Raw genomic sequence first — 12,390 nt, 5'->3', positions numbered from 1 at the left:
CCCTCCCATTCTGAAAGAGCCGCTTCCACTTTTAGATAGGCCTTACCAATTCAAATTGTTCTCCTAGTTTTGCGTAGTTGTGTCCTGCTAGGCGGCTTACTGGTTTTAGTCCTTCTGCGTGAATGCGACCTTTTTCGTATAGGTGCTCTGCGACGTGGAAACGAACGACGCGTCCGATTAGTAAATCGCAAGCTGGTGAGTCTTCTGTTCCGCCAAGAGGGATTGCGCGTTCTAGTACGCATTCCATTCGAATATTTGCTTCTTTTACACCTGGGACGGAGATGACGTCACTTTCAATTGGTGTTAGTTTTGCTAGTTCAATTTCACTCTCATTTGGCGGGAGGTTAGCTGCTGTTTCGTTAATTGCTTCTACGTAAGATTCATCAGAAATATGTACGACAAACTCACCTTTTTCAATTGCGTTTCGAGAAGTATCTTTCGGTGTTCCTGCTTTTCGTTGTACAGAAACTGAGATAAGTGGTGGATTAGCAGCGACAATATTGAAATAACTATACGGTGCTCCGTTTAATACGCCGTCTTTTGTTACGGAAGTAACGAATGCGACAGGGCGTGGAATGATACTTCCTGTTAATAATTTGTAATTCTCTTTTTCTGTTTGTTCATTTGGATTAATGGATAACATGTGTAAAATCCCCTTTCTGAATGTAACGACTTATTGTTTGTTTACAAGATGTTAGTGGAAAACTCCTGCTGGAAAAATATTTTTATTACATAAAAAGAACTTACTTCAATTGTAATGAAGTAAGTTCTTTTTAAATAATCTCGAAACTGAGATAAATATTACAGTAAAACGTATGCGCCAGGTCCGATTAAAGCTACACCAATCGCAACAGCGATTAACATTAAATTGTATTCATATCCGTTTTGTGTCACCCAGTAACCATTTTTTCCGTGAACAGTGAAGATTGCCATTAACATTGTTCCAACGATAAATAATGAACCAACTGCAGTGAAAATACCTGATGCGAATAAGAAACCACCTAATAATTCAGTTGCGCCAGCCATAAATGCCATGAATACACCAGGGCGTAAACCGATTGATTCCATCCAGCCGCCTGTTCCTTTTAAACCGTAACCGCCGAACCAACCAAATAATTTTTGAGCACCATGACCCATGAATGTAATACCTATAATAAGACGAATAATAAGAAGACCGAAATCCATCATTTTTAAAAACCTCCCAAAAGTTATTAACTTATCTTATGTAAGTAATAATAAAATAGTTACTTACTTTAGTCAAGTGGGTTTCGAAAAAAGTTTGAATTAAATTTTACAAATTAACAACAAAAAATAAAATGTAGTAAAGACCTCTAGACAAGTTGGGTAAAAAAAGAGAAAATATAAGTAGAAGTTAACTTCTTATTGTTATTCAGACAATCAGAATTGACTGGAATTTTGTGAGGCGCTACAATAAGAGTCTAGTAGTAATGACGTAATTTATTTCGAAAGCGTTTTTACAGTATAATATTCGAAGTATGAGGTCTTACGTTTATTTGGATCTTTAATAGAGATTGCCCTATAAACTTTTAGGTAAATTATAAGGAGGACTATCCTATGTTTAAAAAATTATTCGGTCTTGGTTCAAAAACAAATGAAGAAACAATCGTAGCTCCATTAACTGGAGCAGTGAAAAATATTGAAGAAGTACCAGATCCAGTATTCGCTGGTCGTATGATGGGCGACGGTGTTGCAATCGATCCTACTGAAGGTGTAGTTGTATCTCCAGTTGATGGTGAAATCGTACAATTATTCCACACGAAACATGCGATTGGAATTAAAGCGAAAAACGGTACAGAAATTTTAATCCACGTTGGATTAGAAACTGTAAAAATGGAAGGCGAAGGTTTCGAAGCTCACGTTTCTGAAGGACAAGCTGTAAAAGCTGGAGATAAATTAATCTCATTCGACCTAGAATTAATCCGTGAAAAAGCGAAAAGCACAATTACTCCAATCGTTATCACAAATACAGATGCAGCTGAGTCTATTAAGACAACTGTAGGTGTAACTGCTACAAAAGGTTCAACAGAAGTAATGAAAGTTACAATGAAATAATTATTGCATGAAAGGAATCCGTTTCGTATGAAATGGATTCCTTATTTTGTTTTGTAGTCTGTTCCTTATGTATGTTAAAATACTTTGGGCACTTGGAAATAGGGTTTCACATATATGTGGATAAGGCGCATTTTTCTTAGAAAAAATATAAGAGAAATGCGCCTTTCGTATATTCACATTTCTTTTGTTCTATTCTTATGTACGCTATGATAAAGGAAAGGAAGTAGAGAAAAGGGGTGGGGTTAGATGAAACGAGTATTATTTGTTTGCACTGGAAATACATGCCGTAGCCCGATGGCTGAGGCGTTACTTCGTCATCATGGGGAAGGTAAATTTGAAGTGCAATCTGCTGGTGTTTTCGCCTATCCTGGAAGTGATGCGTCGATATATGCAAAGGAAGCTTTAGCTGAAAAGGGAATTGCAATCGATCATGCTTCGCAGCAGGTAAATGAAGCTTTGATTGATTGGGCAGATATTGTAGTAACAATGACGGAAAACCATAAGCAAATTGTACTTGGGCATTATCCGAGTGTTGAAAAGAAAGTAGATACATTATATGGAGTAACCGAGGGGATAAGTAAGGATATTTCAGATCCATTTGGCGGATCACTTTCTATTTATAAAGAAACGTTAGAAGAGATGGAAAAACTTGTACAAACTTTACTGAAAAAACATTCAGAAGGTTGATGTTTCGTGTATAATACGATATTGGAGATCACTTCGTTCCATTATGGTAGCGAGTGAGAGATGAAGATAATTGATTGAAACTTTGGAGGGGTAAAAATGAAAGTAGTAGTAGCATCTGATCACGGCGGTATGAATATCCGTAAAGAACTTGTAAGTTTATTAGAAGAGTTAAATATTGAATATATTGATTTAGGTTGTGAATGTGAAGCTGGTTCTGTTGATTACCCTGATTTTGCGTTTCCAGCAGCGGAAATGGTAGCGAATGGCGAAGTAGATCGTGGTATTTTAGTTTGCGGGACAGGCATCGGTATGTCAATTGCAGCGAACAAAGTAAATGGTATTCGTTGTGCATTAGTTCATGATACTTTCAGTGCGAAAGCAACGAGAGAGCATAATGATACGAACATGCTAGCAATGGGCGAGCGTGTAATTGGTGCAGGTCTAGCGCGTGACATCGCAAAAATTTGGTTAACAACTGACTATGAAGGTGGTCGTCACGAAAACCGCGTAGGAAAAATTAAAACATACGAAACAAAGTAATAGATTCTAACTAGAAGCAGTATGAAATATAATTTGGTGAACCAACCTGTGAAAGGAAGAGGCGTAATGACAGAAATCGTAAAGGTAAGAGAACAGTTACAAGTGTCGCTTTCTGATTTCCAAGAACAAGCTTCATTACAAAGTGGTCAAATTTTTGTAATGGGGTGTAGCACGAGCGAAGTGCTAGGAGAAAGAATTGGAACATCAGGAACGATGGAAGTAGCAGAGGCGATTTTTTCTGAGTTAAAACAATTTCAAGAGCAAACAGGTATTGAGTTGGCGTTTCAATGTTGTGAGCATTTAAATCGTGCCTTAGTAGTTGAGAGAGAGTTGGCGATGAAATATCAATTTGAAATTGTAACAGTTACGCCTGTTAGATCAGCAGGTGGTGCATTAGCAACATATGCGTATCACAATTTGAAAGATCCGGTAGTAATTGAGTTTATTAAAGCAGATGCAGGAATGGATATTGGTGATACATTTATCGGTATGCATTTAAAGCATGTAGCTGTTCCGGTTCGTACAGGTGTGAAGGAAATTGGAAGTGCACATGTAACGATGGCAACAACACGTGGGAAACTAATTGGTGGAGCACGTGCTGTTTATGGAGCGCAGGAAGAGACAATCTCTTGCCGCTAAAGTTTCATTGTATCCTACGAATAAGGTATGTTGTCTGACTTTATCATAGAAAAAAGAAAAGACCGATTTTCGGTCTTTTTTTTCTTTTATGATATAGAAAGTCATGTTAGAATGTAGTTGAAAACATGAAGGTTCGAAAGAATTACAACCTGAATTTTCGTTTTTTCTGAATAAATGAGAAAAAACTATTGGGAATCGATGTAATTCGTTCAGAAAAGGGGGATTTTGGTGGATCATTTAAAACGTCAAGATGAAAAGGTATTTGCTGCAATTGAGGCAGAACTAGGAAGACAGCGTTCAAAGATTGAGTTAATTGCTTCGGAAAACTTCGTAAGTGAAGCAGTAATGGAGGCGCAAGGTTCTGTTTTAACGAATAAGTATGCTGAAGGATATCCTGGAAAACGTTACTATGGTGGCTGTGAGCACGTAGACGTAGTAGAAGATATCGCACGTGATCGCGCGAAAGAAATTTTTGGTGCAGAGCATGTAAATGTTCAACCGCATTCTGGTGCACAAGCGAACATGGCAGTATACTTCACGATTTTAGAGCAAGGCGATACAGTACTTGGTATGAATTTATCTCATGGTGGTCACTTAACACACGGAAGCCCTGTTAACTTCAGTGGAGTACAATATAATTTCGTAGAATATGGCGTGGATGCTGAATCTCACCGTATTAATTACGATGATGTATTAGCAAAAGCGAAAGAACATAAACCAAAATTAATCGTTGCAGGTGCAAGTGCATACCCTCGTGTTATCGATTTCAAACGATTCCGTGAGATTGCAGATGAAGTGGGTGCATACTTTATGGTTGATATGGCACATATCGCTGGTTTAGTAGCTGCTGGCTTACATCCAAACCCAGTACCACATGCACATTTCGTTACAACGACAACACATAAAACATTACGTGGTCCACGTGGTGGTATGATTTTATGTGAAGAGCAATTTGCAAAACAAATTGATAAATCAATCTTCCCTGGTATTCAAGGTGGTCCACTTATGCACGTAATCGCTGCAAAAGCTGTTGCATTTGGTGAGACATTACAAGATGAGTTTAAAACATATGCACAAAATATCATTAATAATGCGAACCGCTTAGCTGAGGGTCTTCAAAAAGAAGGACTTACACTTGTTTCTGGCGGAACAGACAATCACTTAATCCTGATTGATGTTCGTAACTTAGAAATCACAGGTAAAGTAGCAGAGCATGTATTAGATGAAGTTGGTATTACAGTGAACAAAAATACAATTCCATTTGAAACAGCAAGCCCATTTGTAACAAGCGGTGTACGTATCGGTACGGCAGCTGTAACATCACGTGGTTTCGGTTTAGAAGACATGGATGAAATTGCGTCACTTATTGCTTATACATTAAAAAATCATGAAAATGAAGCTGCATTAGAAGAAACACGTAAGCGTGTAGAAGCGTTAACGAGCAAATTCCCAATGTACACAGATCTATAATAGATGAAAGAAGACTGCTGAGACGTAATTGTTTTGGCAGTTTTTTTTGGACATATATTGTTCTTTAAGTATGTATACAAATGATGAATAAATTTTGGCGATATAATGAAGGATACAGCTCCCATAATTGGTAAAGATACTAGATAGATTCATCGTAAAATCATGATTTTGCCAAATTTGCCCTTGAATATTAGTAGCGTTTTCTTTACAATCGTAAATAGTGTAAAAAAGCGTGCAAACGCATGAATATCATCTAAAGGAGAGATTCACATGGGAAAACTGTATGTATTTGATCACCCGTTAATTCAACATAAGATTACATATATTCGCGATAAGAATACAGGTACGAAAGATTTTCGTGAATTAGTGGACGAAGTAGCAAGCTTAATGGCTTTTGAAATTACTCGCGATCTTCCACTTAAAGACATTGAAATTGAAACGCCTGTAAGCAAAGCGACAACAAAAGTGATCGCTGGTAAAAAACTTGGTTTAATTCCGATTTTACGTGCAGGTTTAGGAATGGTTGATGGAATTCTGAAATTAATTCCAGCAGCAAAAGTAGGACACGTTGGTTTATACCGCGACCCTAAAACATTGCAACCGGTAGAATACTATGTGAAACTTCCAACGGATGTAGAAGAGCGTGACTTTATCGTACTAGATCCGATGCTAGCAACAGGTGGTTCTGCAGCTGAAGCAATTAACTCTCTGAAAAAGCGCGGTGCAAAGCAAATTAAATTAATGTGTATCGTTGCAGCTCCAGAAGGAGTAAAAGTAGTACAAGAAGAACATCCTGATGTTGATATTTATGTAGCAGCATTAGATGAGAAATTAAATGACCACGGATATGTAGTACCAGGTCTTGGTGATGCTGGTGACCGTTTATTCGGAACGAAGTAAGACAACTGACGAGAGGGGATTCCCTCTCGTTTTTTTGTACCTTGATTAAGTAGGGGAGGGGGATAAATATACATAGTATATACAACATAAGTTGCATGTGCATCACATATAATATAGAAGTCTTACGTCTAAAGAGCACTATATTATGGAAGGAAAGCGTTATATCGTAAAAATATAATAGTGACAAACTTGTGAACATTTCCTTCTATTATAAAGAGAAAACTGTTAGAAATTGCATATCTCTAACCAGTATTTAGAAGGGGAACGTTTTCATTTTTGGGAGGAAATGACTAATACTCAAATTTTTTGATTTTTTACGATTTCTCGTTGACACTGTTAATACCCTATTGTATGCTAACAACGGGGATAGATGGTAGGGCTTTCAGTGACAAAAATACATCTATTCAGTGACGAAAATGTAAACTTTTTATTTTGTATAGGATTTATGCAAAAAAATGAGTTATTATTAACACATCGTGAATGAGGGTTACATATTGGAGGGATGAATCCTTGCAAAAAAACGATCGCAGCCATATAAAAGCTTATGCTTTAATGTCAGGTATTCTTGCTCAGTTAGTCGGTTCTATTCTTATTGGGATCTTTGGTGGGCAGTGGATTGATAATAAGGTTGGAACGTTTCCATTGTTTCTTATTATAGGGTTATTACTCGGATTAGGAACAGGGATATACGCAATGATTCGACTCATTCGACATTACTATTCGGGAGAGCAATGATGATAGACGTACATGGACTTGTCCAAAGACAAAAGAAATATATGTACTACTTGCTTGCGCTTCTAGTGCTAGGATGGGGATTCACCTCTTACAAGGATGTATTTCTTGGGCTGATTATCGGAACGATTTTCAGTTTTCTTAGTTTGCGCATCATTGCACGTAGAACAGACAAGCTGTTGGATCGCGTAACAAATGGAGAAACCGTGAAGTTTAAGGCGACAGCGGTAAGTACATATTCAAGATTCGCCACGATTGGGTTATTAATTTTATTTGCAGCCAAATATCAAGAGTTAATTGCGATGTGGGGCTTAGGTGTGGGATTGCTGACAGGATACCTTGTCATGATCATAGATTTTCTTTATTTAGAGTATAAGAGCAGGGAAGAGAGGTGAATTACTAGTGGAACACGGTAGATTAGTTGAATTTCTAGGTTTAACGTTCGATTTGTCATCAGTTATGATGGTTACTGTAGCAGCAGTTATTGTTTTCTTAATCGCTGTTATCGGAACTCGCAGCTTAGCTCTTCGCCCAACAGGAATGCAAAATTTCATGGAATGGGTGTTTGACTTCGTGAAAGGGATTATCAATAGTACGATGGACTGGAAAACAGGTGGACGTTTCTTAACGCTTGGCGTTACGCTTATCATGTTTATCATCGTATCGAACTTCCTTGGTTTACCATTCATGTATTCAACAGTTGAGGCTGGCGAACATATTGCATGGTGGAGATCACCAACGTCTGATCCAGCAGTTACATTAACATTAGCCGTGATGGTAGTTACCCTCACCCATTATTATGGAATTAAGATGAAGGGTACGAAAGAATACGTTAAAGGTTATTTCCAACCGATGAAATTCTTATTCCCATTAAAGGTTATTGAGGAGTTTGCTAACACATTAACGTTAGGTCTTCGTTTATTCGGTAACATTTATGCAGGTGAGATCTTATTAGGGTTACTTGCTAAGTTAGGCGGGGCATCATTCCTTGGAGCATTAGGTGCGCTTGTACCAATGTTAGCATGGATGGGATTCAGTGTATTCGTTGGATCAATCCAGTCATTTATTTTCGTTATGTTAACGATGGTTTATATGGCTCATAAAGTAAGCCATGACCATTAATATAATTTAAGTAAGAAAAAATTTATTTTTTTATAATACAAAGGAGGACAAATTAAATGAGTTTAGGTGTAATCGCAGCTGCAATTGCAATTGGTTTATCAGCATTAGGTGCAGGTATTGGTAACGGTCTTATCGTATCACGTACAATCGAAGGTGTTGCTCGTCAACCAGAATTAAAAGGCGCACTTCAAACAATTATGTTCATCGGGGTTGCTTTAGTTGAGGCACTTCCAATCATCGGTGTAGTTATTGCATTCATCGTAATGAACAAATAAGGGAGACTCCCCTTACATAGATGGCGAAGAGTGTTTTTCCGAACTTTCTTCGCCATTGCTTTATGGATGAAACGTATGTCTTTTTTTTTCATATGATCAATTTAGATATTTTGAAGGGAGTGAATCCTTGTGCCAACTTTATTATTAGGGGCTGCCATTCCATTTGGAACGATTGCTTATACATTGTTCATTTTCTTACTTCTATTAGTAATGCTACGCAAATTTGCGTGGGGTCCTTTAATGGGAATTATGAAAGAACGTGAAGAGCATGTTACTAATGAAATCGACGCTGCAGAAAGAAGTAACGCTGAAGCGAAGAAATTAGTAGAAGAACAACGTGAAATGTTAAAACAATCGCGTGTTGAAGCACAAGAGTTAATCGAAAGAGCGAAAAAACAAGCTGTAGATCAAAAAGATGTTATTGTTGCTGCTGCGAAAGAAGAAGCAGAATCAATTAAAGCATCTGCTGTACAAGAAATTCAACGCGAAAAAGAGCAAGCGATTGCTGCTTTACAAGAACAAGTGGCTTCTTTATCTGTTCAAATTGCTTCTAAAGTAATTGAAAAAGAGTTAAAAGAAGAAGATCAAGTTAAGTTAATTCGCGATTATATTAAAGAAGTAGGAGAAGCGCGATGAGCAATGGGATTGTAGCAAAACGTTATGCTGTCGCTCTTTTTAAAATTGCAAAAGAAAAACACGTATTAGAAATGTTTGAAGAGGAATTACGCCTTGTACAAAACGTTTATGTAAAGAACGGAGAACTACATAGCTTTTTAACGCAACCGAACATTTCAAAGGAACAAAAGAAAACGTTTCTTGCAAACGTATTCGGGTCTGTTTCTGAATCTATTTTAAATACGTTATATATTTTAATTGATAACAAACGCATTGATATCTTACCTGAAATTGCAGATGAATATGTTGTTCTTGCTAATGAAGAACGTAACGTAGCGGATGCAACTGTATATTCTACTCGTCTTCTATCAGAAGAAGAGAAGCTTAACATTGCAGAAGCATTTGCAAAGAGAACAGGAAAAGATGCAATTCGTGTAAAAAATGTTGTAGATGAAGATTTACTAGGCGGCATTAAAGTACGTATTGGAAATCGCATTTATGATGGAAGTTTACAAGGAAAATTAGCACGTATTCAGCGTGAATTAATGAAGAATAGATAGGGGTGAAGCACATGAGCATCAGAGCTGAAGAAATTAGCGCACTGATAAAGCAACAAATCGAGAACTATCAGTCTGAAATCGAAGTTAGTGATGTTGGTACAGTTATCCAAGTTGGTGACGGTATTGCGCGTGCTCATGGTCTTGATAACGTTATGGCTGGTGAACTTGTAGAGTTCTCTAACGGCGTTATGGGACTAGCACAAAACTTAGAGGAAAATAACGTAGGTATTATCATTTTAGGACCTTACACAGAAATCCGTGAAGGTGACGAAGTTCGCCGTACTGGTCGCATCATGCAAGTACCAGTAGGAAAAGAACTAATCGGTCGTGTTGTAAACCCATTAGGTCAACCAGTTGATGGTTTAGGCCCAATCAATACAACAAACACTCGTCCAATCGAAAGTCCAGCACCAGGTGTAATGGATCGTAAATCTGTTCATGAGCCACTTCAAACAGGTATTAAAGCGATCGATGCTCTTGTACCAATTGGCCGTGGTCAACGTGAGTTAATCATCGGTGACCGTCAAACAGGTAAAACAGCAGTTGCACTTGATACAATCATTAACCAAAAAGATGAAGATATGATTTGTATCTATGTAGCTATCGGACAAAAAGAATCAACTGTACGTAACGTAGTAGAAACACTACGTAAGCACGGTGCATTAGATTACACAATCGTTGTAACTGCATCTGCTTCTCAACCAGCTCCATTATTATACTTAGCTGCTTACGCTGGTGTAACAATGGGTGAAGAGTTCATGTACAATGGTAAACACGTATTAGTAGTATATGATGACTTATCAAAACAAGCAGCGGCTTACCGTGAGCTTTCATTACTATTACGTCGTCCTCCAGGTCGTGAAGCATATCCAGGGGATGTATTCTACTTACATTCTCGCTTATTAGAGCGTGCAGCAAAATTAAGTGATGCAAGAGGCGGCGGTTCTTTAACTGCACTACCTTTCATCGAAACACAAGCAGGGGACGTATCAGCTTACATCCCAACAAACGTAATTTCTATTACGGATGGACAAATCTTCTTACAATCTGACCTATTCTTCTCTGGCGTACGTCCAGCAATCGATGCGGGTACTTCTGTATCTCGTGTAGGTGGATCTGCTCAGATTAAAGCAATGAGTAAAGTATCAGGTACACTTCGTCTTGACCTTGCGTCTTACCGTGAGTTAGAAGCGTTCGCTCAGTTCGGTTCTGACCTTGATAAAGCAACTCAAGCGAAACTAAACCGTGGTGCTCGTACTGTTGAGGTATTAAAACAAGGATTACACAAACCGTTACGTGTAGAGAAACAAGTTATCATTCTTTACGCTTTAACACGTGGATTCCTAGATGATATCCCAGTAGCAGATATCACTCGTTTCGAAGAAGAATTACATGCTTGGTTAGATTCTAATGCGACTGACTTATTAGAAGAAATCCGCACAACTAAGAAGCTTGCGGATGACGACAAATTTGCAGCAGCTATTAATGGATTTAAAAAAGTATTCGTAGCTTCTGAATAATAAAAGCGGAAGCGGCTCGTCCTGAATGTGAGGGGGATGGAGCTTCTGACGAAGAGGCGGTCTTTGCCTCGTAGGAAGAAGTGAAGCCACCGAACATTCAAGCCGCTGGAGCTAGATAATAATATATATAAAGCATCTCAGGCTTTGAGATTGCTGACGGTTATGTAAAGGAAAAGAGTAGGTGCACCTATTCTTTTCCTTCAATCATGAGCAAGAATATCTTGCAACGTAGATTAGGAAGAGAATTCTTACTAATCGTGCCAACTTCCGGAAAAAAGGTGGTGAAAACCTGTGGCATCTTTACGCGATATAAAAGCGAAGATTAACTCGACAAAGAAAACGAGTCAAATTACGAAAGCGATGGAGATGGTATCTGCATCTAAGTTAAACCGTGCAGAGCAAAATGCTAAATCTTTCGTTCCGTATATGGAAAAGATTCAAGAAGTAGTAGCGAGCATTGCGCAAGGAAGTAAAGGAATTAATCATCCGATGCTAAATGCGCGTCCTGTAAAGCGTACAGGATACATCGTTATTACATCTGATCGCGGACTAGCAGGTGGTTATAACAGTAACGTATTACGTACAGTGAGTAACGTAATTCGTGAACGTCATAATATGGACTCAAACCAATATTCAATTATTGTGCTTGGCCGACTAGGACGTGATTATTTAAAACGTCGTGGCTTTAACATCATTGATGAAGTAGTTGGACTATCTGACCACCCATCATTTACTGATATTAAAGACCTTGCTTCTCGAGCAATTGCGATGTTCGCAGATGGTGCTTATGATGAGCTGTATATTTACTACAACCATTACGTAAGTAAAATTTCACAAGAAGTAACGGAAAATAAAATTTTACCGCTTACTGATGTGGCGTCTGATAAACCGACGACAGCTTATGAATTCGAACCTTCTGAAGAAGAAATTTTAAAAGTACTATTGCCACAATACGCAGAAAGCTTAGTGTACGGTGCATTACTAGATGGTAAAGCAAGTGAACACGCAGCGCGTATGACAGCAATGAAGAGTGCTACAGACAATGCAATGGAAGTTATCGATTCACTTACACTTTCATTCAACCGTGCGCGTCAGGCAGCGATTACGCAAGAAATTACGGAAATCGTTGGTGGAGCAGCAGCGTTAGAGTAGTATTAAAAAGTATAGGCGGTTCATTCAGAATGAGAGGGGGATGGAGCTTTTGACGTAGAGGCGATTTGTGCCTCGCAGGAAAAAGCGAAGCCACCGAACATTCTA

General features: G+C 38.3%; 17 protein-coding genes. 15 read left to right on the top strand and 2 right to left on the bottom strand.

Going from position 1 to position 12,390, the window contains the following annotated elements; translation table 11 throughout:
• Window positions 1-31: 31 nt before the first annotated feature.
• Both MR113_RS25135 and MR113_RS25130 read right to left on the bottom strand, forming a co-directional pair.
• Entirely contained in the window at window positions 32-643 is a 612-nt protein-coding gene (locus MR113_RS25135; protein ID WP_151630183.1) for a flavin reductase family protein, read from the bottom strand.
• Between the two features lie 158 nt (window positions 644-801).
• Window positions 802-1,188, bottom strand: a complete 387-nt coding sequence (locus MR113_RS25130) for a DoxX family protein (RefSeq protein WP_061680023.1) — start codon at window positions 1,186-1,188, stop codon at window positions 802-804.
• 387 nt (window positions 1,189-1,575) lie between these two features.
• Between MR113_RS25130 and MR113_RS25125 the strand changes: the two genes are divergently transcribed.
• The 15 genes from MR113_RS25125 (at window position 1,576) to atpG (ending at window position 12,285) form a co-directional block, all read left to right on the top strand.
• Window positions 1,576-2,073, top strand: a complete 498-nt coding sequence (locus tag MR113_RS25125; RefSeq protein ID WP_000473666.1) for a PTS sugar transporter subunit IIA — start codon at window positions 1,576-1,578, stop codon at window positions 2,071-2,073.
• Between the two features lie 246 nt (window positions 2,074-2,319).
• Window positions 2,320-2,760 carry a low molecular weight protein arginine phosphatase gene (locus MR113_RS25120; RefSeq protein WP_242257248.1) on the top strand — a complete coding sequence of 147 codons (441 nt, stop codon included), beginning with the start codon at window positions 2,320-2,322 and terminating at the stop codon, window positions 2,758-2,760.
• A 96-nt stretch (window positions 2,761-2,856) separates the two neighbouring features.
• Window positions 2,857-3,300 (top strand): ribose 5-phosphate isomerase B, encoded by a 444-nt coding sequence (rpiB, locus tag MR113_RS25115; protein ID WP_000869917.1) that lies wholly within the window; start codon window positions 2,857-2,859, stop codon window positions 3,298-3,300.
• Between the two features lie 21 nt (window positions 3,301-3,321).
• Window positions 3,322-3,939 (top strand): TIGR01440 family protein, encoded by a 618-nt coding sequence (locus tag MR113_RS25110; RefSeq protein ID WP_242257247.1) that lies wholly within the window; start codon window positions 3,322-3,324, stop codon window positions 3,937-3,939.
• A 228-nt stretch (window positions 3,940-4,167) separates the two neighbouring features.
• Window positions 4,168-5,409: a serine hydroxymethyltransferase gene (gene glyA, locus MR113_RS25105; protein ID WP_242257246.1), complete on the top strand. Its 1,242-nt coding sequence runs from the start codon at window positions 4,168-4,170 to the stop codon at window positions 5,407-5,409.
• Between the two features lie 270 nt (window positions 5,410-5,679).
• The gene (upp, locus tag MR113_RS25100; RefSeq protein WP_000517539.1) at window positions 5,680-6,309 is read left to right on the top strand and encodes a uracil phosphoribosyltransferase; all 630 of its coding nucleotides are present in this window, start codon (window positions 5,680-5,682) and stop codon (window positions 6,307-6,309) included.
• Window positions 6,310-6,679: 370 nt separating this feature from the next.
• Window positions 6,680-6,793: a DUF4024 domain-containing protein gene (locus MR113_RS25095; protein WP_071724806.1), complete on the top strand. Its 114-nt coding sequence runs from the start codon at window positions 6,680-6,682 to the stop codon at window positions 6,791-6,793.
• A gap of 26 nt (window positions 6,794-6,819) precedes the next feature.
• Window positions 6,820-7,044, top strand: coding sequence for an AtpZ/AtpI family protein (locus MR113_RS25090; RefSeq protein ID WP_001171218.1), 225 nt, complete (start codon window positions 6,820-6,822; stop codon window positions 7,042-7,044).
• A complete protein-coding gene (locus MR113_RS25085) occupies window positions 7,044-7,436 on the top strand; it encodes an ATP synthase subunit I (protein ID WP_242257245.1) in 393 nt (130 codons plus the stop codon). The genes MR113_RS25090 and MR113_RS25085 overlap by 1 nt, the downstream gene beginning before the upstream one ends.
• A gap of 7 nt (window positions 7,437-7,443) precedes the next feature.
• A complete protein-coding gene (atpB, locus tag MR113_RS25080; protein ID WP_016085476.1) occupies window positions 7,444-8,163 on the top strand; it encodes a F0F1 ATP synthase subunit A in 720 nt (239 codons plus the stop codon).
• A gap of 56 nt (window positions 8,164-8,219) precedes the next feature.
• Complete coding sequence (gene atpE, locus MR113_RS25075) at window positions 8,220-8,438, top strand: F0F1 ATP synthase subunit C (protein ID WP_000052064.1); 219 nt, start codon at window positions 8,220-8,222, stop codon at window positions 8,436-8,438.
• 129 nt (window positions 8,439-8,567) lie between these two features.
• Window positions 8,568-9,074 carry a F0F1 ATP synthase subunit B gene (gene atpF / locus MR113_RS25070; protein WP_001142618.1) on the top strand — a complete coding sequence of 169 codons (507 nt, stop codon included), beginning with the start codon at window positions 8,568-8,570 and terminating at the stop codon, window positions 9,072-9,074.
• The gene (atpH, locus tag MR113_RS25065; protein ID WP_000064683.1) at window positions 9,071-9,613 is read left to right on the top strand and encodes a F0F1 ATP synthase subunit delta; all 543 of its coding nucleotides are present in this window, start codon (window positions 9,071-9,073) and stop codon (window positions 9,611-9,613) included. The genes atpF and atpH overlap by 4 nt, the downstream gene beginning before the upstream one ends.
• Window positions 9,614-9,624: 11 nt before the next feature.
• Window positions 9,625-11,133, top strand: coding sequence for a F0F1 ATP synthase subunit alpha (gene atpA / locus MR113_RS25060; protein ID WP_097817071.1), 1,509 nt, complete (start codon window positions 9,625-9,627; stop codon window positions 11,131-11,133).
• Window positions 11,134-11,424: 291 nt separating this feature from the next.
• On the top strand, window positions 11,425-12,285 hold the full coding sequence (atpG, locus tag MR113_RS25055) for a F0F1 ATP synthase subunit gamma (RefSeq protein ID WP_000157696.1): 861 nt from the start codon (window positions 11,425-11,427) through the stop codon (window positions 12,283-12,285).
• Window positions 12,286-12,390 lie beyond the last annotated feature (105 nt).

This window comes from Bacillus cereus group sp. BfR-BA-01379 (assembly GCF_022663605.1).
Lineage (GTDB): Bacteria > Bacillota > Bacilli > Bacillales > Bacillaceae_G > Bacillus_A > Bacillus_A mobilis.
Note: the sequence above shows the minus strand (reverse complement) of the source record. Positions and strands in the feature narration are given on the sequence as shown.